This window comes from Pontibacter oryzae (genome assembly GCF_003576375.1).
Classification (GTDB): Bacteria; Bacteroidota; Bacteroidia; order Cytophagales; family Hymenobacteraceae; genus Pontibacter; species Pontibacter oryzae.
On record NZ_QWGE01000006.1, the window covers coordinates 26,422 to 52,298 of the forward strand.

Below are 25,877 nucleotides of genomic sequence, written 5' to 3' on the forward strand. Positions count from 1 at the left end.
CGTTCTTTTTCATGAATCCTTTAGAAAATAGGGTATTAAGATGATTTACATTAGCATTATACTATATGTAGAAAAAAGAGTTACATGGTTAAATAAAAATATTTAACTTTTATTATTTTAATTTTAATTTAGCATATTATTAAATCTAATCAGTATAATTTTAATCATAAAAAAAGCGAAAGAAGTGCTCTATAAGCAATTCTTTCGCTTAGGGATTCGATAATTAAGTATAATTTTTACTTAATTATATATAATGCCAGATTAGTTACCTTGCTGAACTACGGCAGAGTTCATACCACCAGACTGAGTTACTGTAGAAGTATGGCTAAGGCCCGACTGAGTCTGTGATGAATAGTTATCGTTACCTGTTTGAGTTAAAGTAGCAGAAAGATCGCCACCTAAAGATTGAGTCTGATAACCAATGTTTCCATTTCCTGTCTGCGAAATAGAAGCCATATTGTCGCCGCTCAGGAAGCTTTGATCCTGATTAGCATAGTTGTAATCCCCTTCCTGCATGATTGTAGCAGTGTTAAAGCCACTAAGGTCTTCCTGGTACTGGTAGGCATCGTTTACATCGCCAACTTGGGTGATAGTGGCGGTGTTCAGGGCAGAAATGTTGTTCTGATACTGATAACCCCAGTTCCAGTAGCCATCCTGAGAGATGGTAGCTGTGTTGCCAAGAGAGATATTGGTCTGCTCTTGCTCTGCATCGTTGATTTCACCAACTTGTGTGATGGTTGCTGAGTTGTAAGCACTTGTAAAGGACTGCGCCTGCAAAGCACTGTTACCTTCTCCAGTCTGGTCGATAGAGGCAGCGTTCTCGTAGCTACTGAAAGTTTGGTACTGCTCAGCCGAGTTGCCGTCGCCGTCTTGCACGATGTCTGCACGGTTACCTACCGCGTCAGCGCCCTGCTGCTGCATGGCAGAGTTGTCGTCACCTGTCTGCGTCGCAGTAGTGGTGTTGTCAAAAGCGTCCATGATCTGATAAACGCTTGATGTGTTATTGTCGCCGTCCTGATCTACAGTAGCAGAGTTGTTGTCGTTAGACTGCTCCACATACGAGTCGTTCATAGAGCCAGCTTGCGCTATGTTAGCACTGTGATTAGTGCCTGACTGCATTACATTACTGTTGTTGCTCTGCGCCATGGCACCACCTGCCATTAGCATAAATGCTGCTGCAAAAAATAAATTCTTTTTCATGCTTTTGTTTTTTTGATGATTAAAAAAGATTTAAGATGATTTACATAAGCAATATACCAAAATAAATAAATATAGTTACAGAATATATGATATAATTTTATTTTTTTTATTTTAAATAATACATATCCGTTAAATCATTATTATAAAACGTTTATGAATATGCATCTTATACTATATGCTTAATTAATCTTTGCTGCACTAGGGCTCAGCTCTAAATGCACAAGCATGGAATTAAAAAAACCAAATCTAGATAGAGCGAGTTGCAGCTCCTTATATGCATAAAAAAAGGTATGCTTGTGGCATACCTTTTTTTATGATACAGTTTAAGCTTATTTAAATAAGCCGAAGTAATAGTTAAGCCCAAGCTTGGCCCCCCAGAAATAGTCATTAAACCTCCCGTTTTGCACCTCGTCAAACTTATCGTTCAGTAGGTAGCTGCTATAGACATTTGCATCTATTCCTAAGCGTTTGCTGGCCATAAACTCCATGCCCACACCAGCCTTTACATAAGCATTCATGTCGCTGAGGGAGATATTATTGAGTGCATTGCTAAAACCGTCTCCAGATGCCAGGGCCCCTGCCCCAACCTGTAAGTACGGCGATTGGTTTAACCTCGGGAATAAACTGTAATTTAGATTGAGCTCGCTGAATATTATCTTTCGCTCAAAGTTTTGCTCCGTTGCCAGTTCCCCGCCACCTATGCGCAAATCCATAGAAATATTATTCCGGGTGCTGAACCGCAGACCAGTTTCCGCCATCGGCGTAATTTGCGATCCAGAATAGTCTCCGTGGTACTGCATGGCTCCTGCAGCTAAGCTAACACCTAGCACACCGCGTCGCTGGGCCATAACCTGGCCGTGCACATCAGAGTTAGAGGCGTCCTCTTTTTCTGCCAAGTATTCTTTAATGATAGGGCTTTCCAGGTCTTCTTTATTTTTCAAGCGCCAATATCCTGAGAACAAGCCTTCAATCACCATACTTTGGACCGCCTTATCAATGGCTTCTTTCACAGCAATCTCCGATGGCTCATTATAGGTAAAGCCTGTCTCTGCCTCCAGTAAACGCTTAAACTTAACATACCGGAACACACCAAAATCCATAGACTGCGAAAGTATGGTTTTGGAAGTATAAACTGTTTTTAGAATCTCGCCAGTGCTTGTTGATATGGCACGCAGGTATACCGTAACTTTATCCTCGCGGTACTGCCCAGAGCCCCCAGCCCCGAAATAGCGGAGACCGGCACCGCCTGTTATCACGTTTGCATCATAAGAGATTATTCCCCCTTCGAGTATAATGCCTGCAAAAAGGAGAGAAGGCAAGGGAGGTTCCGGTTTTCCAGTCATCTGCTCAGCCTCAGCACGCGTGGAGCGGATAATTTTACGCTCATTAAGCAGGTTGCCTAAGTTCTCGCGCTCGATGGGCGTGAACCAACCCGATTCTTCCAAAGACTTAAGCAGAATGGTAGTAGTGCCTTGAGTAATGGCCGTAGACCAGCTGGCACCGGTGGCTGATGGTTTATATTGCCCTGTTTGGTCCCGGAATTTGTAGACGGCAGCTACAACCTTTTGTTGTGGGGGCGGCAGGTTTATAAGATCTTGGTTGCCTGGGGCAGGCACACCCAACGCAGCCCTGGAAGTTTGCATTGGTTGGTTGAAGTAAGGAGCGCAGCCCGATATCAGAAGCACAAGTATAAGAACCTGCGCCCCCCGCTGGTAATACGATAAGCTGTTTAGCATGTAATAAGGGTATTTAAGCAATGGTAAAAGGGTAAGTGTAGAGCTGGGCCAAACTAGTAGTAAGGGATAGTTACAGTAGTCTGGTTGCCGGTGCCGATATCAACAATCTGAATAATTACACCGTTTGAACCTTCCGTTACCTCGATCTGGTAATTACCAATTGTATAGCTTCCTGGCTCTAGTCCGCCCTCGCCAAACTGGCTGGTTATCAGCTGCCGCGAAAGCTGGCTTAGGATCTGCCGCTCTAAGTTGCTTTTAAAACTATCCAATGGATCCTGTTTAGATGCGCCGCTGCTTGTTAAGGCATCCGGGTCTTTTAACCTGTCCTGAGACTGTGCAGAGCTTTGAAGCCACTGGTAGTTAAATGTTTCCCCTCCAAATGCCGGGTTCACAGGCTGGTAAACAAAATCCTGGGCTTGAGCTGCGTTGCACGTTAGATAGAGCAAAGTAAAAATAAATCCGATGAGGTAAGTTTTCTTCATATAAAGGGTTATTCAAATATGGGGGTTTATACTTGCTAAAATAATTCACGGGCCTTCTTACCTTCAGCTTCCAGTTGTTGCTGTAGCTGGTCTCTTACCAGAAATTCATACACTACACCGGTGGCATAAATGGCTACTTCTTCTATAAAATCATACTTTGGCTGCACTTGCTGCTCCATTATATCTTGGTCGTTTACTGCAACCTGAATAAGCGCCCCATTACCGCGGGCAGGTAGCTCTTTTATGAGTATGGTGAAGTTTTTCGCCATAGCCGGTGGCTCCCACTGGCGTTGAAAGATTTGATAAAAGTCCCGACCTATCTTGGTAATGGTCTCATCCACGATCAAGCCGTCTATCTCTAAGTCAGCTGAGTTGCGGATCGCTTGCTCAAATTTGCCTCTCTTTTCGTAAGCTTGCCGCTGTGTGTTTTCCTGCTTCACTGTGTCTTGCTTTATGTTACCCTGCAAAGTGCCGGATTGGGCAATAGCAGGCAAAAACGCTGCACTGAGCGCAAACAAGCTGAAGCTTAAAATCGAAAAGAGTACCTTTTTCTTTAATCTCAACACAAACGGGGCATTAAATATAATACTTATAGTATATAGTGCTTATACTTCAGTTAATCAGAAAAGTTTACTTAAATATTCGAAAATTAAAATCAAAAACAAACACAATGGTACAATTTAAAGCACAAATGGCCAGACTAAATTCTAGCCTGGCCATTTGTATGATTTCAGGGATAAATATATTATTTAGATGGCGTCCATAATTTTGATGGCAGCAGAGTAGTAGCTTTTGCCAGACTTTAGCGCTTGCAGGGCGGCGCGCAGCTCGTCCGGCTCTGAGTTTTTCAGAAGGTAACCTTTCACCCCCTCATCGAGCAGGCTCTGCACCATACCTTCATCTCCGTAAGTGGACATGATAAGGATGTTGACCCCGACATACTTCGAGAGTAGGTACCGGGAGGTGGCAACTCCATCCATTTCAGGCATTTCCAGATCCAGAATGATAACGTCTGGCAGATTCGGTTCTATTTTCTCGAGCAGTTCGGCTCCATTACTGGCGTCGGCCACCAAGGTAATTTCCTCGAAGGCCTTTAAAAGCTCCAGAACCCCCTTCCGGAACAAATTATGATCGTCAGCTATGGCCAAGCTCAGCGGCTGGTACTCCATGTACAGTGGCAGGTTTATAGTTTGAAGTTTGTTGAGTTGTGTCTTGCAATGCTAAAACAGGTATCGAGATTTCGGCTGTGGTACCTGTACCGGGTTCAGAATGAATATGGATGCTTCCGTCTAAGAGGGCTGTACGGCTTTGCAGGCTCATAATACCCAGTCCGCCGCTTTCCTGTTGCTCTTCGCGCATGGCATCCATGTCAAACCCGATGCCATTGTCCTTATACTTAAGCAAGGTTGTAGCAACGCCAAAATGCAGGTTTATAGTAACCTGACTGGCTTGGGCATGCTTCAAGGTATTGTTGAGTAATTCCTGGACCATACGGTAAAGCAATAACTCATGTTGCGCCGGTAATCGTACATTTTTTTCATTATAATCTAGCAGGAGCTCTATTTGCCCAGTAGCGGCCAGGGTTCTGCGCATTGCCTCAAAGGCAGGCACCAAGCCCATTTTCTCTAGAACCACCGGCATCAGGTCATGCGAAATGCGTCGGACGCTGCTTAACACGTCATCCAGCTGCTGTCTCATATTGTAAGATTTCGCCAGAAAGGTTTCATCCTCCAAGTTGGCACTAGTAACCAATTGGTGCAGGTTAAGCTTTACTACGGCCAGCATGGCGCCTACTTCATCATGCAGGTCGCGGGCTACACGGCGGCGCTCATCTTCCTGCGCCTTAAAGGTAGCCTCCAACAGCTGGTGTTGCTTCATCAATTGCAACTGGCGCAGGTTTTCCTGGTGTTGCAGCATGCGCCGCTGGTACAGCACCACAAATACAATTATGCCAACCGCCAGGATCAGCATAACCGGTGTGATAAGTATAAGTGGGTCTAATGTTTTCATGTAGCAGCGGTACGGTTAAGGGCCATGGCTAGTATAACCCGAAACAAAATGTTCAACACAAGAATTACGGAAATGCAGATGCGCGCCGTATCGTAAGACGCAGCCAAAGCCTCGTTAAATAGACTGTACGCCATTGCCGTGCCTGCCTGGTATATAATGATGCCGCAGCTCAAAACGAACATAGGGTCTGTATCTAGATAAGTATGCTTTAAGTCGTGGGCGGCCTGATAAAAGTAAATCAGCGCCATAGTTACAAGCACCACTGCACTGATGGTATGTGGAAAGGAGTTCATCTGTGTTAGGCTCTCCCCCCATACCATGCTATAAATGCTAACCCCCAGCACAACTAGAAGCGCTGCGCAAATAGCTCTTCTGTATAACTTACTTCTAGTATAACAGTAATATATAGAGCCTATTATTAATGACTCTAAAGGCGTATATACATGATTGATCCAGTGGTTATTTCCTGTTCCTAGGTAAACTGTTAATTGGCTAATCATTTCAACTAACGCAATAACCACAACATATAAAAGTAGCAGCTTATATAGTAAGCTGCTACTTTTATTAATAATAAATATCCCTATAGATAGCGGTACCACAAAGCTGAAAGAAGATATTTCTATTAACCATGGGTAAACCTGCCGGAGGTAAAATTCCATTAGCCGTTTAGCTTGCTTAAAACGCAATCCGGTGGGCACACCTTCGAGAAGTCTGCAATTGTGCCATCTACCATATCTTCACCTTCGGCAGTAGCGCCTACCAAGATAATTTGTTTTTGCCCGTCGTCGTTGTTGGCATGGTACATCCGGATGCCCATGCACCCCTCCTGGTCAAGGATTTCTTGGAGGATTTCGCGCCCGAAAAAATGCGCCTTAATTTTTTGTCCGTCATGATTCTCAGAAGAAATCTTCTCCCGATAATTTTTGGTCCATTGGGCGGCAGTGTTCAGTTCAATAGCTGCGCCTTCGGTTCCGTCGTACTTTGGCATAATTTGGTTGGCTTAAAGTTTGAGACTTAAATATAGCTAATTATTAATTTAAAGTAAACGATATTAATGTCTTAACTTCCAGCCAGGCCAACCAAATAATACTTCTAGAAGTCATATTTAGGTGGCAGCATACTTCTTGTTTCAGAAACAGAGCTAGGAGTTGATTAACTTTGGCGGCCGGCATAGGGCGGCGCAATTTCAAGCTGCAACAATACCCTGAAGCAATGCCGTATTACAAGAAAAAACTTAATTGAGATACTATGGCAAAGAAATCGTTTAACGAACTTATAAACAGCCCGGGAATGCCGGTTCTGGTGGATTTTTATGCCGATTGGTGCGGCCCATGCAAAGCCATGAGCCCTGTGGTAGAGCAAGTGGCCAGCCAATTTAATGGCAAAGTAAAGGTCATCAAAGTAAACATCGACAGTAACCAGGCGGCTGCCTCACAGTTTAGGGTGCAGGGTGTGCCAACCTTCATCATCTTTCATAAAGGCCAGCAAGTATGGCGGCAGTCGGGGGCTATGCCTGCACAACAGCTATCTAAAGCCATACAGCAATTTATCTGATGCTAAAGTACCGCTGGCTTCAAGAATAGGCAACATTATAATAAACTGAATTTATACTTGGGCTAGGGTATTTGCTTTAACTTAAGTATAAATTCAGTTTGGCCGGGCCGTGTGCGTACCCTGATTGTACCACCATGCTGCCTTATGATTTGCTTAGACAAGCTCAGCCCAATGCCAGAGCCCTGTTTTTTAGTAGTGTAAAACGGGATAAAAATTTTTTCAAGCACTTCGTCCGGTATACCCGGGCCGTTATCGGTAATGCTGATCTCGAGCTTTTCAGGATCACCTTCCGGTACATAGGCTACAACTTCTACTTGCGGGTTATCCTGCCTTGCACATGCTTCCGTGGCGTTCTTGATAAGGTTAATAAGCACCTGCTCCAGTTGCTCGGCATCCGCCAGAATAGTAACATCACTTTCCGGCAAGTATACTTTAAGTGAAGCCTGCTGCCCATGCAACAACCTATGAACACTCTCTAGCAGCGCGCGCAAGCTTACCGGTTGCAACTCAGAGGCAGGCAGGCGCATGAGGCGGCGGTAGTTCTTAACGAAGTGCAGCATGCCGGATGCACGTCTTTCTATCGTTCTTAAACCTGCCTGAATGTCTTCCAACGCTTCCTCATCAACGGCCCGCCCATTTGCCTGTTTTTTGGCCACCTCCTGCTCCACAAGGTCAGCCACTGTTGAGGTGAGCGAGATAACCGGCGTAATGGAGTTCATGATTTCGTGCGTGAGTACGCGTATTACTTTTTGCCAGGTTTGCAGTTCCTGCTCCTCCATCTCCGGGCCTATGTTCTGCAGCGTGACTATTTTCACCTGTTTGCCCTGCGAGAGCAACTCAGTGGAGCTAAGGTTCAGAATTACCTGGTCGTTATTAACCTGTAACGTAACCAGCTGCTTTTGCTGGTGGCCCAACGTATAAAGTACGTGCACCAGTTCGGGGCTGAGCCGCTCTAGGGCACTAACGTTACGCAAATGTGGCACATGCAGCAGCTCTTTTGTTACATGGTTAACCAACTGCACTTCTCCTTGCTCATCAAACGTAAGTATACCAATGCCCACTTGCTCTATAATTGCCTGCAGGTAATGGTAGTGCGCTTGCTGGGTTGTTTTAACCTCCTGAAAAGCCTCTGATATTTCGTTGAAGCTCTGGTAAAGCTGGCGATACGATGGGTTAACGCCTGTAGTGGCAAAGCGCTGGGTGAAGTCTGAGTGGCGCATGGCCTGCAAAAAGCTGCTGAGGTCCCTGTTGGTGCGCTCCACAAAATGGATCAGGTCGTAGATCTGGAACAGCATCAGCAGGAAAAGGAACAAGGCCGTCATGTACCAGTCGGTGCGGTACAGGACCAGCAAAAGCAGTAGCACCATTCCTACCAGCAGCAGCAACCGGAAGAGTAGCCTAAGCCTGAAACCTCTATAAACCATGTTTCTCTATCCTGCGGTAAAGAGCCGTGCGGGTAATGCCCAGTTCTTTGGCGGCGTGCGTAATATTACCCGAGTGCTTCACAAGCGCTTTTTGCACCATCATTTTCTCCAAGGCTTCCAGCGTATAGTCCTCTCCGGCCAGGGCATCCGGTAATGCCGCGGAAGTATGGCCCAGGTGTTTGGGAGCCAGGTAAAAGTCGTCGGGTTGCAGCTCGTTGCCATCACAGAGTATAACGGCTCGTTCCAGGGCATGGTCCAGTTCGCGGATGTTGCCGGGCCAGTGGTAAGCCGTGAGGCGCTGCAAGGTGCTGGTGCCCAGGTGCACATCTGGCCTGTCATACTTCTTGCGGTATAGTTTCAGGAAGTGGTCGGCCAGCAGCTTAATATCCTCGCGGCGCTCGCGCAGTGGCGGAAGGTTTATCTCTACTGTGTTAATGCGATAGAGTAAATCCTGACGGAAGGTGCCTTCGCGCACCATATCGTACAGCGGCATGTTAGTGGCGCAGATTAGGCGTATGTCTATAGGCCGCGGTTTATTGGTACCCAGCCGGATTACCTGCCTGCTTTGCAGCACCGTCAGCAGTTTTGCCTGCAGTGCCAACGAGAGGTTGCCGATCTCATCCAGGAAAAGCGTGCCGCCGCTGGCTGCCTCCAACCTGCCGGCCCGGTCTTCTTTGGCATCGGTAAAGGCTCCTTTGGCATGCCCGAAGAGCTCGCTCTCAAAAAGAGTTTCGCTCACAGCGCCCAAATCCACTTTCTCAAACACGCTGCCTGCACGTCTGGATTTGCTATGCAGCGCCCTCGCCGCCACCTCTTTGCCTGTGCCGTTTTCTCCAAGTATAAGCACGTTGGCATCGGTGCCGGCCACTTTATCTATTGTTTGGTATACGCGTTGCATGGCCGCCGATACGCCAATAAAACCATCATAATGAAAGGCAGTTTTATCCTGCTCGGCTTTGGCTGCGCTGCGGTAAGTGCCGCTGCTGCGGTTTTGGCAGGCGCTTTTAAGTATGGTTACCAGTTTCTCGTTCTGCCACGGTTTCAGTACAAAATCGGTTGCGCCTTCCTTCAGGGCGCGCACGGCCAGCTCAATATCGCCGTAGGCTGTCATGAGTATAACTGTGGTGGCAGGGGCTAGCTGCAGGATTTGCTTTAGCCAATGGAAACCTTCTTTGCTGGAGGTAGCGCCAGCACTGTAGTTCATATCCAGCAGCACCACATCAAAACCGTACTCCTGAAGCAGAGCAGGTATTTTATTAGGGTCAGAGGTTGTTTTTACCGTTTCGACATGTTGTTTCAGCAGGAGCCTACCAGCCAGAAGGATGTCTTCCTCATCATCTACTACCAGAACCTTGCATGGGAGTTTACTCATAGTTTATGGATTGCGTTGGAAAGAGGGCACGTGTAAAACTACAGTTTTTCCGGATATTTAGCCACCCTGCCCCCAGGCCGTTTCAGGGCCTGGCGTACGAAGCTGCTCCATTGTTCGCAACAGGACACTAAAGTGTACGGAAGTGGACACATAAAACATCTCCTTACCACCATTACTTATCACAACAAGCTAACAATCAAATACTTACAAATAATGGCATATTAATTGGCAATAGCGAAAGGGTATCAATACTAAAACCACACTATTCCCATACCTCTACAAACTATGGATCGCGTTATTGAAAAAAAGAAAGCAACTCCTAAGAAAGTCATTCTGATAGCAGGCGGTGCGATGGCACTGGTATTTGTGGTATACACAATGCTGTTTGCCGAACATACTTCCAAGCTGAACGTGGATACCGAACGCATAACAATAGGCCAGGTTAGTGAAGGTCTGTTTCAGGAGTACATTGCGATTGATGGTTCCGTGGACCCGCTAAAGAGTTTCTTCTTGGATATTACGGAAGGTGGCCGTGTAGAGAAAATATACACCGACGACGGCCGCACCGTGCAGAAAGGTGATACGATCCTTAAGCTCTCAAACACCACGCTTCAGATTGATTTCATGACCCGCGAAACGCAGCTTTACGACCTCATGAATGAGCGTCAGAACTCCGAGATAACCATGAAGCAGGACCTGATACGCAAGGAGAATGAGCTGGCTGAAATAGAGTATAACCTGGCGCTGGCCAAGCGCAAGTATGACCGAAACAAAATGCTGATCGCTGAAAAAGTGATCTCCAAGGAAGAGTATGAGGCCGCCAAGGACGAGTATGAGTACCTTAACAAGCGCAAGACCTTGGCAGAGCGCTCGGTAAAGCAGGATGCCAAGCTGATGGAAGAACGCCTGAAGCAACTCGATGAGTCGATCCGAAGGATGGAAGCTAACATTGGCATGGCCCGCAACACGCTCAACAACCTATATGTTACCGCCCCTTTCACTGGTCAGCTATCTACACTGAAAGCAGAGGTAGGAGAATCTAAAGCGCCCGGAGAGAACATTGGCCAGATTGATGACCTGAACGGCTATAAAGTGAAAGCAAACATAGACGAGCATTACATCTCCAGAGTGTATCCCGGCCTGAGCGGCTCCTTCGAGTTTAACAACAAAACCCATAAATTGGCAGTAGCGAAGGTTTTTCCGGAAGTCCAGAATAACACCTTTCAGGTGGACCTGGAATTTTTGGATGGCGCCCCGGAAGGTATACGCAGAGGCCAAACGCTGCAAATAGAATTAACCTTGAACAGCGGCACCCAGGCTGTACTGCTCCCAAAAGGCGGCTTTTACCAAAATACCGGTGGCAACTGGGTTTTTGTAGTGCAGGATGGAGGGCAAGTTGCCCAGAAGCGCCAGATAAAGCTTGGCCGCCAAAACCCGAACTATTATGAGGTGCTGGAGGGCCTGCAACCCGGAGACAAAGTAGTGCTATCCAGCTACGACAGCTACGACGACATTGACCAGCTGGAGTTCAAATAATAATTGTTGATTGCTGATTGCTTTTTCATTTTACCATAAAAATTGAGAAAGCAACATTCAGCAACTAGTAACACAATACGCCAATAGTACAGAATAAAACTATCCATCTATCTAAAAAAGCAATAACTAGAACTATGAGCAAGGAAGAACTGGTAATAGACACGCAAAATCTGCAGAAGAAGTATGTTACAGACACTGTGGAAACTACTGCCCTGGCCGGCGTTGACCTTAAAATTAAGCGCGGCGAGTTTGTGGCTATCATGGGGCCATCGGGCTGCGGCAAATCCACGCTGCTGAACATACTTGGCATGCTCGACAGTCCCTCTTCCGGAAGTTTCCTGTTTCTGGGCCAGGAGGTTGCCAGTATGTCGGAGCGCCAGCGGGCTAAACTGCGGAAGCATAACCTGGGCTTCGTGTTCCAGAGCTTCAACCTGATTGACGAGCTGACTGTGGAGGAGAATATTGCCCTACCACTGGCTTACCTGGGCTTTTCCAAATCTGAAACTGAAAAACGCACCCTGCAGGCCATGGAGCGTATGGGCATTGCACACCGCCGCAACCACTTTCCGCAGCAGCTCTCGGGCGGGCAGCAGCAGCGTGCTGCTATTGCCCGGGCCGTGGTGGCCGAGCCAGCGCTTATACTTGCCGATGAGCCAACTGGTAACCTGGACTCGGTGCATGGCCGCGAGGTAATGCAGCTGCTCTCTGAGCTGAATGAGGCGGGCACTACCGTGGTTATGGTAACGCACTCTCCTACCGATGCAGAATACGCGCACCGGGTAGTTAACCTCTTCGATGGCCAGATTGTAACCGAGAATCTCAACATCAAACGCCATGCTGCAGAGCTACTTTAAAATAGCCATCCGCAATCTGCTGCGCAACAAAGTGTACACGGCCATTAACATAACCGGGCTGGCCATTGGCGTAGCCGCCTGTATGCTGATTTTTCTTTATGTGAAGGATGAACTAAGCTACGAAAGTAACTTCAGCAAAGCAGACAGGATTGTGCGGGTTGCCGGCAATATAGTTTTTGACGGACACAAAGATGCGTTTGCAGTTACTGCTCCTCCTATGTTATCGGCTGTCCGTGAGTTTGCCAACGTAGCCCATGCAACGCAACTGGCAAACACCGATAAGCAAACCATTTGGCACAAAGGCCAGGTATTTACGGAGGAAAACCTGCTATTTGCTGATAGCGCCTTCTTCAGCGTGTTTGATTATGAGCTGCTTGCAGGACCCCCCGCCACTGCACTGGATGCACCCAGGAAAATAGTCTTAACCGAGAAGCTTGCCCAGAAGTATTTCGGTAGTGTGGAGGCAGCCATGGGCCAGACGTTAAAGCTCAGCCGTGATTCGTATGTGATTACAGGTGTTTACCGCGATAAAGGCCACTCGCATATCGCTGCCAGTGGGCTTTTATCGTTAGCTACAATTGAACCCAACCTTCCTGAAGGAGCACAAGACCAATGGTTTAATTTAAACCGTTATACCTATGCCCTGCTTACCTCAAACAATCAGCTTGCTGCTTTCCAGGATCAACTAAATGTGCTCGCAGCTAATAAGGTGAACCCCTGGATAAAATCGAACAAGATTAATGCTGTTGCGAGCTTTATAGCGCAGCCTCTCAAAGACATCCATTTCGATACCCGTTTTGAGCACGACCTCACGCCGCAGGGCAACATCTCTTACGTATATATTTTTGGTGCCGTAGCTGTTTTCCTGCTGCTGATTGCCAGTATAAACTACATGAACCTGGCAACTGCACGGTCTGCCAAACGCGCCAAAGAAGTAGGTTTGCGTAAAGTGGTAGGGGCAGATCGCGGGCAAATCATCTGCCAGTTCTTAGGCGAGTCTGTGCTGCTTACCTTTATTGCCATGATGCTGGCACTGGCGCTTGTCCAGATTTTCATACCCAGCTTTAACTTGCTTACAGATAAGCAGTTCAGCTCAGATTTTTTCCTAAACCGGGAATTTATGGCGGCCTTGCTTGCCATCGTTTTGTTGATAGGCGTGGTGGCGGGTAGCTATCCGGCCTTTTTTCTTTCCAGCTTCAAACCTGCTGATGTACTAAAATCCGATAAGCAGCCTCGCAGCGGAAGCGCTACCATGCGCAAGGCGCTGGTTATACTTCAGTTCAGCATTTCACTGATCATGATCATCGGCACAATCGTGGTCTTTACGCAGATGCGGTTTCTGAAAAATGCCGACCTTGGTTTTGCCAAGGAGCAGATCATGGTGGTTGACATACCTGTCGGAGACACCACGCTGATAAACCGCCTTTCCGTAATCAACCAAAAGCTGTTGCAGAACCCAAGCATTTCAAACGTTTCAAACTCCTATAGTATACCAGGCCAACCGCTTAGCCGCGCATTAATTTTAGCGGAGCAAAATGGCAAGATGGAAGAAAAAACCATTGATGTGATGTTTGTTGACTATGATTTTATACCTGTGATGGGTATTGAAATGGCTGCCGGAAGAAATTATAACCGAAACATGCACACAGACCTGAACGGCGGCGTGATTATTAACGAGGCTGCGGCCCGCTGGCTAGGCTGGAAAGACCCCATAGGAAAGAAGGTAGTGTTGAGCACCAGCGCACTTGGAGACTCACAGGCTAAAGTGCTTGGTGTGGTAAAGGACTTCAATGTATCGTCGTTGCATGCGGAGGTGCAGCCCGTGTTGTTGCAATTAACCCCACAATCGGCCGGGTACCTGCTGGCGCGCATCTCCCCGGAAAATCAGCCTGCCACCATACAATTCGTGGAGGAGCAGTGGAGCCAGTTCGACCCGAAGCACCCGATGGAGTACTTTTTCATGGACGAATTCTTTGACAGGCAGTACCGTGCTGAAGAAAAAATGCTGACCGTTTTCGGTTACTTCTCGGGCCTGACCATACTTATCGCCTGCCTTGGTTTGTTTGGCCTGGCGGCATTCACGGCAGAGCAGCGCACCAAGGAAATCGGTATCCGGAAAGTGCTTGGCTCCTCTACTGGCAGTATCGTGTTGCTGCTATCCAAAGACTTTGCACTTCTGGTTTTGGTGGCAGTTGTGCTGGCCAGCCCCATTGCCTGGTACGGCATGAGCCACTGGCTGCAGGATTATGCTTACCGCATCAACCTAAGCTGGTGGATCTTTGCCTTGGCTGCCCTTTTGGCACTGCTTATTGCCATGGCCACGGTAAGCTTCCAGGCGCTTAAAGCCGCCATGTTAGACCCTGTTAAGGCTATCCGCGCTCAGTAATTAAATCAGTATTAGCTTGTTTGTTGTTTGTTTAAGATGAGCCTCCGGTAGCTCTAAGTGGCTGCCGGGGCAACTCGTCCTCACTCATATGGCCAGGCAACCTTGTGCAAAAGAAACACATCTTGCAAACAGACAGCGCTAGAGGCAACTGCTACCTGGTCTACAAAAAACACTTGTTAGTCTAAAACAGCCATCCTTTATGCTTTAAAAGAGTAATATTGGTAAAAAGAGACACAACATTATGCTAAAGAAAACCATCACCGCGCTAACTTTCTGCCTCAGCCTAAGCATGGCAAGCATGGCCGGTAATGAGCCGCAGACACGCGCAGCGCTAAAGTATAACTTCACGATAGACCTGACCAACGTGCAGAACGATAGAGTACAGGTTACGCTAAAAGCGCCGCTTATCGATAAAAGTGAGGTAGTCTACATTATGCCTAAGATCGTTCCGGGCACATACTCTGTTTCTGACTTCGGTAAGTTTATTTCTGCGTTTAAAGGTTACGCTAAAAACGGCGATACTCTGACAGTGGAAAAAATGGACGTGAACCGCTGGAAGATCCTGGATGCCACCCGCCTCGATAAGATAACGTACTGGGTCGATGACTCCTTTGACACCCCAAAGCGCGAAGACGTGCTTTTTGAGCCAGGCGGTACAAACATCGAGGAAGGTGAGAACTTCTTATTAAACACCTTCGGTTTTGTGGGCTACTTTGGCGGGATGAAACAGCTGCCTTACCAGCTAAACATAACCAAACCAAAAGGATTCTACGGCTCCACACCGCTCAAGGCCACCGCCACCACCGACTCACTGGATACCTACGAGCTCCCAAATTACGTTGACCTGGCCGATTCGCCGCTGATGTACAACCGCCCCGACACCACCGTTTTAAACCTGGGCGAAACAGAGGTGCTGGTATCTGTTTACTCGCCATCGGGCCGTGTTACCTCCCAGCCCATAGCAGCCAACGTGAAAAGTATACTTGAGGCGCAACGCAGCTATTTGGGCGGCACCTTGCCCGTGGATAAGTATGCTTTCCTGATATACGTGCCGGAGCGCGTAGGCAAATCAGGTTCTTTCGGGGCCCTGGAGCACTCTTACTCATCGGTATATTTCCTGCCCGAAATGCCAGAGGCGCAGTTTAGCAGCACTGTGCGCGATGTGGCCGCCCATGAGTTCTTTCATATCGTAACGCCGCTTAACATTCATTCTGAGGAGATCGGGAACTTTGATTTTATCAATCCAAAAATGTCGAAGCACCTGTGGCTCTACGAAGGCGTTACAGAGTATTTCGCCTCGCATGTGCAGGCTTATGAGAGCCTTTATGACACCGATACTTTCCTTGAGAAGCTACGCGAGTACATCCTTACCTCCAAAGCATACTATAACGACACTCTGCCCTTTACACAAATGAGCGCCGGCGTGCTGGATAAGTATGAGAAAGAGTATGGCAACGTGTACCAGAAAGGCGCCCTGATTGGTTTGGTTTTGGATGTTAAACTGCGCGAGCTAAGCCAGGGCAAGTATGGTTTGCGCAACCTCATGCTGGATCTTTCAAAAACTTACGGCAAGCAAAACGCCTTTAAAGACGAAGAGCTTTTTGATAAAATTGCGGAGCTGACTTACCCAGAAATACGCGAGTTTTTCACGAAATATGTAGAGGGCTCGGAGCCGTTGCCGCTTGAGGAAACATTCCGAAAAGTAGGTGTGCTTTACGAGCCCGTGGCCACACGCGAGGTTGTTTCCTACGGAGGCTTTGCCCCGGGCTTTGATGAGGACACCGGAAAAATTAAAGTAGCTGATACCTCCGATATGGATTCCTTTGGCCGCAAGGTCGGCTTCCAGACCGGTGATTTGCTGCTACAGCTAAACGGCATAGAAATAACGCCACAGAATATCCGCGAGCTGCTCAGCGATACGCTGCAAAGTATGAAACCCGGCCAAAAAATCAGCTTTGTGGTGGGCCGCAAAAACGATGATGGCGAGATAAAGGAGAAAAAGCTGAAAGGAAAAGCCACTGTTACCAGGCGCCAGCAGCAGCATGTGCTAAAGGTGAACCCTGCCGCCACGCAGGAGCAGCTGCAGCTTAGGGATGCATGGCTCGGTAAAACCCGGAGTTAATGGAATAAAACAAGCTGGTTACAGCAGGAAGCGCATGGCTCTTCGCCCACTTTGCAGGTAGTAACCAGCCACATAACTGCCACTAGTACAAAGTAACACTATGAAAAAATTTTCCACCAAAGCCCTGCTCCAAAAGCTGGGAGGGCTGGCCTTTTGCCTAAGTTTAGCAATTGCAGCGCAGGCGCAGGAACCGCTAACGCTGGAGCAAAGCCTGGAGCTGGCCCGGCAGCACAACGTTGGCTTGCGGCAGGCGCGCTACAACAGCACCAAAGCCAACATCAGTGTAAAGCGCAGCAAGTATGGCTACCTGCCCAGCATCACGGCCAACGTAGATGCCTACCGCGTAAACGGCTTAACCTTTGATAATGTATCTGGCCAGATAAAGCGCGGTAACACGACATCCTCTAACCCATACTTGCAGGGCCAAGTGGTGCTTTTTGATGGTTTTGCTAAATTGTTTGAGCTTAAAAAGGCACAGCAACAGGCCGAAGCTACACCGTTTGCCGAACAGCAAGCCGAGATAGACCTTGAAACAAATATCACCGGGTACTTCCTGCAAGCCCTCGTTGACCGAGAGAACATACACATATCCGAAGGCAGGATAACCTTGCTGGAAGGCCAGCTGGATAAAATGGAAAAACTGGAGCGTGCCGGTGTGCGTGCCGAGGATGAAGTATACCAAATAAAAGCGCAGCTCGCGGCCGAGAAAAGCAACCTCATCACGCATCATAACAACTACCGCAAAGCCCGGCTGCAACTGGCGCAGGAAATGAACGTGGAAAGCGGCACCTCCTATAATCTGCAGATGCCGGCTACGCCCGAGCAAATGCTGGAAGTACTACCCTCTGAGCAGCAGGTAATGGCGCAGGCGCTTGGCTTCTCCCCAATGGTAAAATCTTATGGTGCTTACCTGGCAGCGGCAAAGAGTAATTACAAACTGGCAAAAAGCAGCTTCTCTCCTACCTTAACCCTAGATGGAATGCTGGGCTCCAACTACTCCACCAATATTCTGCAGGACCCTGAAAACGGTAACCTCTCTACCATGCCATACTTCAACCAACTGGACCTGAATCAGCGCAAAGTCGTTAGGATAAGCCTGAGCATAACCATATTTAATGGCCTAAGCAGGCATTTTGATGCGCAGACTGCCCGCCTGGACCTACGCAACGCCGAGCTCGATTATATTGCCAGCCAAAACCAATTGCGCCTAACCGTGCAGCAGGCCTACCAAGACGTACTGACTGCCCGCGAAAAGTATACCACAGTAATTGCCAACCTTGATTATACCCAGCGCGCCTTCGATGCATCAAAACGCCGCTATGATTTGGGTACCATTGACTTTTACGCATACATGGAATCTCTTAATAACCTGAACAAGACACAGGCGGAACTGCTCCAAAGCAAGCTTGAATTCTATTTTAAAAAGCGAATTCTGGAGCTGTACCAAGGCTAACCATATTACTACCTCCAAATAGAAAGGCCGCAGTTCCAGGGCACTGCGGCCTTTCTATTTACAAAAAGAACCTGTTAGCTAAACTAAAAGTGGTGCACAGCAGTTTAGTTCATGACAATTAAAATGAAGTCTTTCGTTTTACGTTGCCGTTTACCTAATTTCACTGCAACGCCAACTTAACATCTTATTAGATGCGATTTTTATACTCCTGCACCTTGCTCTTTCTCTTGCTTATACCTTCATATGTCCGGGCGCAGCAGCGAGTGGTGCAGGGCTACGTTCGTGCCAATAGTAACGGCGAGGCGCTGATTGGTGCAACCGTGGCGGCTCCCGGAATTAGTGCCGGCACCATCACCAATGAACGCGGTTACTATACGCTTAGCCTGCCCGAAGGCGAGCATACCTTGCAGGCCACATACGTTGGCTATAGCTCTGCTTCCAAAACCATACAGGTGCGCCAGCAAGATCAGCAGGTAAACTTTATACTTCAGCCAAGCGCCAACGAACTTACAGTTGTTGAAATACAGGCCAGCTCGCTGCAGCAAAAGCTAAACGACACCCGCATGAGCGTCGCGACGCTTTCAGCGCGCGAGGCAAAGCTGCTTCCTGCCTTGTTCGGGGAAGTGGACCTTGTGAAAACGCTGCAACTAAAGCCGGGCATACAATCCGGGGGCGAAGGTACCTCAGGGCTTTATGTGCGTGGCGGTGGCCCAGACCAAAACCTGGTGCTGCTGGATGATGCCGTGATCTACAATGCCTCGCATTTGTTCGGCTTTTTCAGTGTGTTTAACCCCGATGCCGTTAACAAGGTGGAGCTCTACAAAGGTGGCTTTCCTGCACAGTTCGGCGGGCGCTTATCAGCTGTGGTGGATGTGGAGCAAAACGAGGGCAACAGCGAGCGCATCACCGCGCAAGGCGGCCTTGGTCTCATCTCCTCCCGCCTTACCCTGGATGGCCCCATCGTAAAAGACAAAGGCACATTTCTCGTTTCCGGCCGGCGCACGTACGTGGATGTGTTCACACGCCAGATCAACCGCCTCAACGAAGAGAACAAAGATTACAACCCCATTCCGGACTACTATTTCTACGACCTCAACACACGGCTTGATTATACATTGGGCCCCAAGGATGAGCTAAGCTTGAGCGGCTATTACGGGCGTGATTTTTTTGGTTTTGAAGATAGTGATTTTAGCTTTGGCTTTGATTGGGGCAACACTATGGGCAACCTGCGCTGGCGCCATAAATTCAGCGATAACCTCTATGCCACTACCTCGGCTAGCGTTACGGGCTATAAGTATAACATCAACAATAAGATTGATATTTTTAGCTTCAAACTATCCTCTTCCATACAGGATTACACGCTTAAAACAGACTTCGACTGGTTTCTGAAAGGTGGCCACAGCTTAAAATTCGGGGCGCAGGCTACGCGGCATAACTTTACCGTGGGTAGGCTTAACTTCGACTCTGAGGATAACAGCCAAAGCTTTAGCTCCGGTAACAAACTGGAGGGCAGCGAGTTCGGCGTATATGCTTCTGATGACTATAAAGTGAATGCCCTGCTGTCATTTAACTATGGGCTGCGGCTTTCTGGCTTCCATAGCGATGGCAAAACCCATACTGCCCTGGAGCCCCGCGTAAGCGCCAAGTATAACCTGAGCGAGAGCAGCTCTGTGAAGGCCAGCTATGCAAGTATGATGCAGTACGTGCACCTGGTGTCTAACTCTGGTGCTTCGCTTCCAACGGATATCTGGTATCCATCCACGCCAGATGTTGCACCTCAACGCTCGCAGCAGGCCGCACTTAGCTTTAACAAACTGCTTGGCAAGGGCAATTACCTGCTCACCAACGAAGTATACTACAAATGGATGCAAAACCAGATTGATTTCCGTGATGGGGCCAACCTGTTTGTGAACGATAGCCTGGAGAACGAGTTCTTGTTTGGGAAAGGCCGAAGCTACGGTACCGAAATTTACCTGGAGAAGGTTAAGGGCCGCACTACTGGCTGGCTGGGCTATACACTGTCCTGGACGTACCGAAAATTTGATAGTACCAATGACCTGGACGACATAAACGATGGCCGCTGGTTCCCTACCCGCTACGACCGCCGCTACGATATCAGTCTTGTATTGATGCACCGCCTGAACAAATGCCTGAGCCTTACCAGTGCCTTTGTGTACGGCACCGGCAACGCCTACTCTTTGCCAGTTGCACGGTTCCCGTATCAGGATGTGGAGGGCAAAGACCCAACGGTGGTGCCTATTTACACAGACCGAAACAGCTTCAGGCTGCCAGCCTACCACCGCCTGGATTTGGGCGCAGTACTGAAGCTAAAGCCGAAACGCGGAGAGGCCGACCTTACCTTCAGTGTGTATAACGTATATAATCGCCGCAATCCATACTTTGTATACTTCGAGCAGGTAAAGGACGAAGAAAACCAGGAAACCCTGAAGTTTCAGGGCAAGCAAGTGTCCCTGTTCCCGCTAATCCCGTCGGTAACCTATAATTTTAAATTCTGATGAAACTGAAGCGTTATTTATACTTCCTGCTGCCTTTGTTCGCTTTTCTATCGGCTTGCGATATGGAGAAGAACATTGAAGTTGAGCTGCCATACCACGAGCCGCAATTGGTGATAGAATGCTATCTGGAGCCTGGCAAGCCCCTGCGCGCAAGCATCCTAGAAACCGCGGCTTACTTCGATGAGCCAGTGCCTCCGCTTGTACCTGATGCAGAAGTTGTAATCACCCACAACGGCAACCGTTATAAGCTAAAGTATAAGCCAACCGTTGTTAAAACCACCAGCCGCTTCTATACGCATATTTCAGACTTTATCATGACAGGAAAACCAGGTGATATCTATGGAATTGAAGTAAAAGACGGTAAAGGGCGTAAAGCAACAGGCTTTACTACAGTGCTGGCAACCGTACCCATTGATGAAGTAGAATGGAAGTTTAACGACAAGGATAAAGCTTACCTGCTCACCTCTTTTTACGACGATGGCAGCACTGATAATTATTACCGCTACATGACGCACGTGGATAGCCTAAGTGCCGGCTCAAACCGCGATTTTGTGACTTCGGACCAGCTAACCAATGGCAAGCGCGTGTCTTATGGCTCAGCTTACGATTATGAGGAAGGAGATACAATTATTGTATCGCTTTACCATATAGAGAAGCAATACTACCAGTTTTTATCGTCTGTGGGTGATGCTAAAGACGCAAACGGAAACCCATTTGCCCAACCTTCAAAAATAAAATCCTCTGTACAAGGCGGCTTTGGAATTTTTACGAACCTGGCGTATGACCGAAAAACCGTTATCATAAAAAAATAGCTTAACACAGCATACATAGTATAAAAACAGAAGCGGCTGCCCCACCAGGCAGCCGCTTCTGTTTTTAAAGTGCCCCTCACGCTGCACAAACCGCTTCTTTGTAAAATTATATATCCTTTTTTACACGCACGCTAGCACTTAAAACCTCTTGCAAATCACAACTCGCACAATAGCAATACTATATATTTTGAGACTACTGTTGGAAATATGAATAAAATAAATATATTTATATCAGCATATTCAACACTACTCTAACTTCACTATGAAAACACCATATTTCTTTCATGAGGCACCGCCTTTTACGCCCCCTCCCACCATCCTGGACACATTGCATAAAATTTGCCATTTTGTGCTTAATCCCAAGCTTGTAAAACCCGAAAAGAATGTACTGGAAGTAAAGCTTCCGCTTATTTTTCAGTTGACTTTCATCGAGCTGCTACTTCAGACGCTGCTATTCTCTGCCATTATACTTGGCTATACTGCCTTTGATTTGCGCGGGATAGAAAGCGACCTGATCAAGGATTATTTCGCAAACACTCCTTTTGTGCTCATTTTTACCTTAATGGTGCTGATAGGCCCGATAAAGGAAGAGGTTATTTTCAGGCTGCCATTGGTTTACTCTAAAGGTTTCCTGCTCGTAGCTTTGGCGGTTTTTATGTATAACTACGGGCCAGTAGTGAGCGCTGCCATTGGTGCTACGCATTTGCAACTTATATTCTCGATGGCAGTTGCCGGTGTCTTAGCTACAGCATTTCTTTTTTCAAGAAAAGCGCAGGCATGCATGTACCTGCTTTGGAAGCGCCACTACACATTGGTTTTCTATACTATCACGCTTCTATTTGCGCTAATGCATCTCCTAAATTACCTGAATGAGCCTACTTCTCTCCTTCTTTTGTTAGTGCTTATCATTCCTAAGTTTGTAGGAGGTGTTTTTCTTGGCTATACCCGGCTGCGCCTGGGTCTGGCTTGGGCTGTAGCGCAGCATGTATTCAATAACCTGGTGGCTATGCTGCTAGTGTACGGCTTTATTTACAACAACTGACACTCTTATCACTCTGCGGACTAGTGCTGGCAGCTACGCCTGCCACTGCCCGGTTTATGGTGCCTTACTACCAAACCTGCTAGGCAATTATTGCAGTAGGCTACGGGTTTAAGCGTTTTGTATTTTAAAACAGGCACTTATGAAACCGTTTGGCTGGTACATGCAACCGGAAGCCTTAACCCTATATTTTGAGGACGCTAGAGAATTACTTTCCGGTTTGCAGAACGATAAAACTGCATACTTGCAACTTTGGCTATAAAGCAGAACGGCAGCAACAGTAACCCATTGCTGCCGTTCTGCTTTATATTTTGTATTACTATTCTGCGCGGCGAACCAGCTCTTTTATCAGGAGTGTCATGCGTGGCTCGGCTTTGGCGGCCGCTTCCAAAATATCTGATAGCACCACTTTTTTCAAACGGCCCGGCGTACACATATCCGTAATCACGGACACGGCAAAAACCGGCATACCCATGTGGCGGGCGGCTATAACTTCCGGCACCGTAGACATTCCCACGGCATCAGCACCGATCACAGAAAGATACTTATACTCTGCAGGGGTTTCCAGCATCGGGCCAGGCACACTTACATATACGCCCTCGCGCACAGTAAAGCCGGCATCCTCGGCAATCACCATCGCATCGCGCACCATGTGCTCATCGTATACATCGCTCATATCCGGAAAGCGTGGGCCCAGTTCGTCCAGGTTTTTGCCAATCAGTGGGTTGCTTGGCTGCAGGTTGATATGGTCGGTTATCACCATCAGGTCGCTGGTCTCGAAGCTTGGGTTAAGGCCACCTGCTGCATTTGATACAAACAGCTTTTTAACGCCTAACAGCTTCATTACGCGCACCGGAAAAACTACCTGCTCCATGCTGTAGCCCTCGTAGAAATGGAAACGCCCCTGCATTACCATCACGCGGCGGCCAGCAAGGTTACCTAGTATAAGCTTACCCGAATGGCTCTCTACCGTAGAAACCGGAAAATTCGGGATTTCAGCGTAAGAGATGGAGTGCTCCACTTCGATATCGTTTACCAAAGCCCCTAAGCCTGTGCCGAGTATAATTCCGAACTCAGGCGCAAAGTTGCTTGTGCGCTGCTGTATATAGGCTGTTGATTCCTGTAATTGCTGCATCATATCTTTAGATCAATTTTGAAAGAGTAATTGTGTGATTGAGCCTCAAGTATGATAATTAGGAGCGGATAAATTCTATCATTTCTCCCAACATCATGTTTACCTGCTCAAGTTTCTTATTTGTGTTGCGGCAAAGTTGCGAAAAATAGTGCAGCCTTAAAACAAAAACCGCTTTCAGGCTTGGCCTAAAAGCGGTTTTTGTAAAGTATGGTTTTCTGCCGCCCTTACATCCTACGACTGCAAGGAAAATGTAATTCTCAGGCAGTTATTCCACCACTAGTTCAAAAGGCATGCGCGCTTGTACACCTTGCATATTTTCGGCTTTTTTATACATTTTATAGTATGGATAAAGCTCACCCATTTCTGCTTTTATGGCTTGTTCCTTGGCCTGTGCGCCCATGCCGCCAAACAGCTCCTCAAAGAACGATTTACGCGCCGGAAGCTCTTTCAGGCGGTAATCATCTTCTACACCAGCTTTCTTAGCTGCAATGGCCAGCGCATCGTCCAGGTTGCCATACATATCCACAAGGTTGCGCTCTTTGGCCTCTATGCCTGACCATACACGGCCCGAGGCGTATTCTTTTATTTTATCCTGCTGCATGCCACGGCCCTGTGCTGCTTTGCTGGTAAAGGTCTCGTAGATCTGGTTGATCTGGTTCTGCACGATCTCTTTTTCCTGCTCCGTCATGGGGCGGGTGATGGTTGGCATATCCGAGAACTTGCCCGTGCTTACATGGTCAACGGTGATGCCCAGCTTATCATTCAGGAAGCCCTGTACGTTTGGTATCACACCAAACACGCCAATACTACCCGTAATGGTGTTCGGGTGCGCCACAATGGTATCGCAGCCCATGGCAATATAATACCCGCCCGAGGCAGCCACATCAGACATTGAGGCTATAACCGGTTTTACTTTCTTGGTAAGCTGAATCTCGCGCCAGATAATGTCGGAGGCAAGCGCGCTGCCCCCTGGCGAACTGATGCGCAGCACCACGGCCTTCACGTTTTCATCCAGGCGTGCATCGCGGATGGCGTCGGCAAAGCGACGGCCACCAATGTTATCTTCGTCGCCTTCGCCGTCCACGATATCACCTTCCGCGTAAATCAGGGCAATACGGTTTTTAGACGTGCTGATCTCATCCTCGCCGCGCACTTTCTTATACTTGGAGAGTTTTACCATTTCCAGCTTTTCATCATTAGCAACACCAATTTTCTCTTTGATGAAAGTTAGCGCTTCGTCATAATAACCAACATCGGTGATCAGTTTATACTTCTTGGCATCTTCCGGGTCGCGCACCAGCAGGTTATCTTGTATGTTCTTCAGTTCTGCCGCATCAATGCCGCGCGATTTGGCAATTTGCTGCAGTTGGTAGTTATTGATGGAGTTCAGGAATGAATTGAGCTGCTCGCGGTTTGCCTCGCTGGCCTTCTCCAGGAAAAATGGCTCTACGGCGCTCTTGTAGGTTCCTACCTTAAAGATCTGGGCATCGATCTGAAGCTTATCCAGCAGGCGCTTAAAGAAGAAAAGCTCGGAACTCATGCCGTTAAACTCTATCGTCCCCACCGGGTTCAGATAAATTCTGTCGGCTACGGAGGCCAGGTAGTATGCCTTCTCGGTAGACACGTCGGAGTAAGAAACCACAAACTTTCCGGATTTCTTAAACTCGACTAGTTCGTGGCGAATCTCTTCCAGCTTGGCCATGCCGGCATCCACGTATGTCATGTTCAGGAAGATACCTTCTATATCTTCGTCATTTTTAGCACGGCGGATGGCTGCTTTAATCTGGTCCAGGCCATCGGTACTGGAAAGGCCGCCAAACGAGAAGCCAAGCTCAGCAAACGGGTTTTGCGGATCGCGCTCTGTTATGGGCTTATCCAATTTCAGCTCCAGTACTGAGTTCTCTTCTATCTTAACTTCATCTTTAGAGGCTGTACTGGCGGCAATTCCAAACAGCAGCAGGATAGAAATAAAGGAGAATATGAGCAAGCCTACAATCGTGGCCAGCACATATTTCAGGAAATTAAGCATGGTATGTCAGGTTTAAGTTGCTTGTTTATTTTAGAAGCCACACAGCTCCTCTATATCAATAAGCTAAAATACAGCTTTAAGTTCATCCTCTTCTCCCCTTCTCGACCAACCACGCCATTTCATAGACCAATTAATTGCTGATTGCTAAAATGTTGAATTGCTGGATTGTTATTCAATATCAGTAACCAGTAACAGATCTACCAACAATCAACGACTA

21 protein-coding genes are annotated in these 25,877 nt (G+C 47.7%); 9 read left to right on the plus strand and 12 right to left on the minus strand.

From position 1 onward, the window contains the following. Positions 1–261 precede the first annotated feature (261 nt). The 8 genes from D1627_RS16465 to D1627_RS16500 form a co-directional block, all read right to left on the minus strand. On the minus strand, positions 262–1,200 hold the full coding sequence (locus D1627_RS16465; RefSeq protein WP_119433384.1) for a hypothetical protein: 939 nt from the start codon (positions 1,198–1,200) through the stop codon (positions 262–264). Between the two features lie 329 nt (positions 1,201–1,529). Further along, positions 1,530–2,936, minus strand: coding sequence for a CsgG/HfaB family protein (locus D1627_RS16470; RefSeq protein WP_119433385.1), 1,407 nt, complete (start codon positions 2,934–2,936; stop codon positions 1,530–1,532). 53 nt (positions 2,937–2,989) lie between these two features. Beyond that, on the minus strand, positions 2,990–3,418 hold the full coding sequence (locus tag D1627_RS16475) for a curli production assembly/transport component CsgF (RefSeq protein WP_119433386.1): 429 nt from the start codon (positions 3,416–3,418) through the stop codon (positions 2,990–2,992). Positions 3,419–3,453: 35 nt separating this feature from the next. Next, positions 3,454–3,981 (minus strand): CsgE family curli-type amyloid fiber assembly protein, encoded by a 528-nt coding sequence (locus tag D1627_RS16480; RefSeq protein ID WP_158607204.1) that lies wholly within the window; start codon positions 3,979–3,981, stop codon positions 3,454–3,456. A gap of 186 nt (positions 3,982–4,167) precedes the next feature. Then, a complete protein-coding gene (locus D1627_RS16485) occupies positions 4,168–4,587 on the minus strand; it encodes a response regulator (protein WP_119433388.1) in 420 nt (139 codons plus the stop codon). Next, the gene (locus D1627_RS16490; RefSeq protein ID WP_119433389.1) at positions 4,553–5,428 is read right to left on the minus strand and encodes a sensor histidine kinase; all 876 of its coding nucleotides are present in this window, start codon (positions 5,426–5,428) and stop codon (positions 4,553–4,555) included. Before D1627_RS16490 ends, D1627_RS16485 begins: the two co-directional genes overlap by 35 nt. Next, complete coding sequence (locus D1627_RS18295; protein ID WP_147383353.1) at positions 5,425–5,721, minus strand: hypothetical protein; 297 nt, start codon at positions 5,719–5,721, stop codon at positions 5,425–5,427. Before D1627_RS18295 ends, D1627_RS16490 begins: the two co-directional genes overlap by 4 nt. A gap of 365 nt (positions 5,722–6,086) precedes the next feature. Continuing rightward, positions 6,087–6,416, minus strand: a complete 330-nt coding sequence (locus tag D1627_RS16500; protein WP_119433391.1) for a hypothetical protein — start codon at positions 6,414–6,416, stop codon at positions 6,087–6,089. 260 nt (positions 6,417–6,676) lie between these two features. On the opposite strand from D1627_RS16500, the gene trxA reads away from it, so the two are divergent. Beyond that, a complete protein-coding gene (gene trxA, locus D1627_RS16505) occupies positions 6,677–6,982 on the plus strand; it encodes a thioredoxin (protein ID WP_119433392.1) in 306 nt (101 codons plus the stop codon). Positions 6,983–7,044: 62 nt separating this feature from the next. Here trxA and D1627_RS16510 read toward each other — a convergent pair whose 3' ends face one another. Next, complete coding sequence (locus D1627_RS16510; RefSeq protein WP_119433393.1) at positions 7,045–8,406, minus strand: sensor histidine kinase; 1,362 nt, start codon at positions 8,404–8,406, stop codon at positions 7,045–7,047. After that, positions 8,396–9,778 carry a sigma-54-dependent transcriptional regulator gene (locus D1627_RS16515; RefSeq protein WP_119433394.1) on the minus strand — a complete coding sequence of 461 codons (1,383 nt, stop codon included), beginning with the start codon at positions 9,776–9,778 and terminating at the stop codon, positions 8,396–8,398. The genes D1627_RS16510 and D1627_RS16515 overlap by 11 nt, the downstream gene beginning before the upstream one ends. 285 nt (positions 9,779–10,063) lie before the next feature. On the opposite strand from D1627_RS16515, the gene D1627_RS16520 reads away from it, so the two are divergent. From D1627_RS16520 to D1627_RS16555, 8 genes are all read left to right on the plus strand, one after another. Next, on the plus strand, positions 10,064–11,314 hold the full coding sequence (locus D1627_RS16520; RefSeq protein ID WP_119433395.1) for an efflux RND transporter periplasmic adaptor subunit: 1,251 nt from the start codon (positions 10,064–10,066) through the stop codon (positions 11,312–11,314). 134 nt (positions 11,315–11,448) lie between these two features. Next, a complete protein-coding gene (locus D1627_RS16525) occupies positions 11,449–12,168 on the plus strand; it encodes an ABC transporter ATP-binding protein (RefSeq protein WP_119433396.1) in 720 nt (239 codons plus the stop codon). Next, complete coding sequence (locus tag D1627_RS16530; RefSeq protein WP_119433397.1) at positions 12,149–14,554, plus strand: ABC transporter permease; 2,406 nt, start codon at positions 12,149–12,151, stop codon at positions 14,552–14,554. Before D1627_RS16525 ends, D1627_RS16530 begins: the two co-directional genes overlap by 20 nt. A gap of 241 nt (positions 14,555–14,795) precedes the next feature. After that, entirely contained in the window at positions 14,796–16,676 is a 1,881-nt protein-coding gene (locus D1627_RS16535; RefSeq protein ID WP_158607205.1) for a M61 family metallopeptidase, read from the plus strand. A 100-nt stretch (positions 16,677–16,776) separates the two neighbouring features. After that, positions 16,777–18,129 (plus strand): TolC family protein, encoded by a 1,353-nt coding sequence (locus D1627_RS16540; protein ID WP_119433398.1) that lies wholly within the window; start codon positions 16,777–16,779, stop codon positions 18,127–18,129. A gap of 191 nt (positions 18,130–18,320) precedes the next feature. Further along, positions 18,321–20,645 carry a TonB-dependent receptor gene (locus D1627_RS16545; protein WP_119433399.1) on the plus strand — a complete coding sequence of 775 codons (2,325 nt, stop codon included), beginning with the start codon at positions 18,321–18,323 and terminating at the stop codon, positions 20,643–20,645. Continuing rightward, positions 20,645–21,457 (plus strand): DUF4249 domain-containing protein, encoded by an 813-nt coding sequence (locus D1627_RS16550; RefSeq protein WP_119433400.1) that lies wholly within the window; start codon positions 20,645–20,647, stop codon positions 21,455–21,457. Before D1627_RS16545 ends, D1627_RS16550 begins: the two co-directional genes overlap by 1 nt. A gap of 262 nt (positions 21,458–21,719) precedes the next feature. Beyond that, complete coding sequence (locus D1627_RS16555; RefSeq protein ID WP_119433401.1) at positions 21,720–22,499, plus strand: CPBP family glutamic-type intramembrane protease; 780 nt, start codon at positions 21,720–21,722, stop codon at positions 22,497–22,499. A 316-nt stretch (positions 22,500–22,815) separates the two neighbouring features. On the opposite strand, the gene D1627_RS16560 is transcribed toward D1627_RS16555, so the two are convergent. Then, positions 22,816–23,634 carry a purine-nucleoside phosphorylase gene (locus D1627_RS16560; RefSeq protein ID WP_119433402.1) on the minus strand — a complete coding sequence of 273 codons (819 nt, stop codon included), beginning with the start codon at positions 23,632–23,634 and terminating at the stop codon, positions 22,816–22,818. A 262-nt stretch (positions 23,635–23,896) separates the two neighbouring features. Further along, positions 23,897–25,660, minus strand: a complete 1,764-nt coding sequence (gene sppA, locus D1627_RS16565; protein ID WP_119433403.1) for a signal peptide peptidase SppA — start codon at positions 25,658–25,660, stop codon at positions 23,897–23,899. Positions 25,661–25,877: the final 217 nt, after the last annotated feature.

Excerpts from the sequence above, each read along its gene's own strand:
- D1627_RS16550 (WP_119433400.1), top strand. The coding sequence starts at position 20,645 with ATGAAACTGAAGCGTTATTTATACTTCCTGCTGCCTTTGTTCGCTTTT.
- D1627_RS16490 (WP_119433389.1), bottom strand. The coding sequence starts at position 5,428 with ATGAAAACATTAGACCCACTTATACTTATCACACCGGTTATGCTGATC.
- D1627_RS16535 (WP_158607205.1), top strand. The coding sequence starts at position 14,796 with ATGCTAAAGAAAACCATCACCGCGCTAACTTTCTGCCTCAGCCTAAGC.
- D1627_RS16465 (WP_119433384.1), bottom strand. The coding sequence starts at position 1,200 with ATGAAAAAGAATTTATTTTTTGCAGCAGCATTTATGCTAATGGCAGGT.
- trxA (WP_119433392.1), top strand. The coding sequence starts at position 6,677 with ATGGCAAAGAAATCGTTTAACGAACTTATAAACAGCCCGGGAATGCCG.
- D1627_RS16520 (WP_119433395.1), top strand. The coding sequence starts at position 10,064 with ATGGATCGCGTTATTGAAAAAAAGAAAGCAACTCCTAAGAAAGTCATT.
- D1627_RS18295 (WP_147383353.1), bottom strand. The coding sequence starts at position 5,721 with ATGAACTCCTTTCCACATACCATCAGTGCAGTGGTGCTTGTAACTATG.
- D1627_RS16470 (WP_119433385.1), bottom strand. The coding sequence starts at position 2,936 with ATGCTAAACAGCTTATCGTATTACCAGCGGGGGGCGCAGGTTCTTATA.
- D1627_RS16545 (WP_119433399.1), top strand. The coding sequence starts at position 18,321 with ATGCGATTTTTATACTCCTGCACCTTGCTCTTTCTCTTGCTTATACCT.
- D1627_RS16560 (WP_119433402.1), bottom strand. The coding sequence starts at position 23,634 with ATGATGCAGCAATTACAGGAATCAACAGCCTATATACAGCAGCGCACA.
- D1627_RS16525 (WP_119433396.1), top strand. The coding sequence starts at position 11,449 with ATGAGCAAGGAAGAACTGGTAATAGACACGCAAAATCTGCAGAAGAAG.
- D1627_RS16500 (WP_119433391.1), bottom strand. The coding sequence starts at position 6,416 with ATGCCAAAGTACGACGGAACCGAAGGCGCAGCTATTGAACTGAACACT.
- sppA (WP_119433403.1), bottom strand. The coding sequence starts at position 25,660 with ATGCTTAATTTCCTGAAATATGTGCTGGCCACGATTGTAGGCTTGCTC.
- D1627_RS16510 (WP_119433393.1), bottom strand. The coding sequence starts at position 8,406 with ATGGTTTATAGAGGTTTCAGGCTTAGGCTACTCTTCCGGTTGCTGCTG.
- D1627_RS16485 (WP_119433388.1), bottom strand. The coding sequence starts at position 4,587 with ATGGAGTACCAGCCGCTGAGCTTGGCCATAGCTGACGATCATAATTTG.
- D1627_RS16515 (WP_119433394.1), bottom strand. The coding sequence starts at position 9,778 with ATGAGTAAACTCCCATGCAAGGTTCTGGTAGTAGATGATGAGGAAGAC.
- D1627_RS16555 (WP_119433401.1), top strand. The coding sequence starts at position 21,720 with ATGAAAACACCATATTTCTTTCATGAGGCACCGCCTTTTACGCCCCCT.
- D1627_RS16530 (WP_119433397.1), top strand. The coding sequence starts at position 12,149 with ATGCTGCAGAGCTACTTTAAAATAGCCATCCGCAATCTGCTGCGCAAC.
- D1627_RS16540 (WP_119433398.1), top strand. The coding sequence starts at position 16,777 with ATGAAAAAATTTTCCACCAAAGCCCTGCTCCAAAAGCTGGGAGGGCTG.
- D1627_RS16475 (WP_119433386.1), bottom strand. The coding sequence starts at position 3,418 with ATGAAGAAAACTTACCTCATCGGATTTATTTTTACTTTGCTCTATCTA.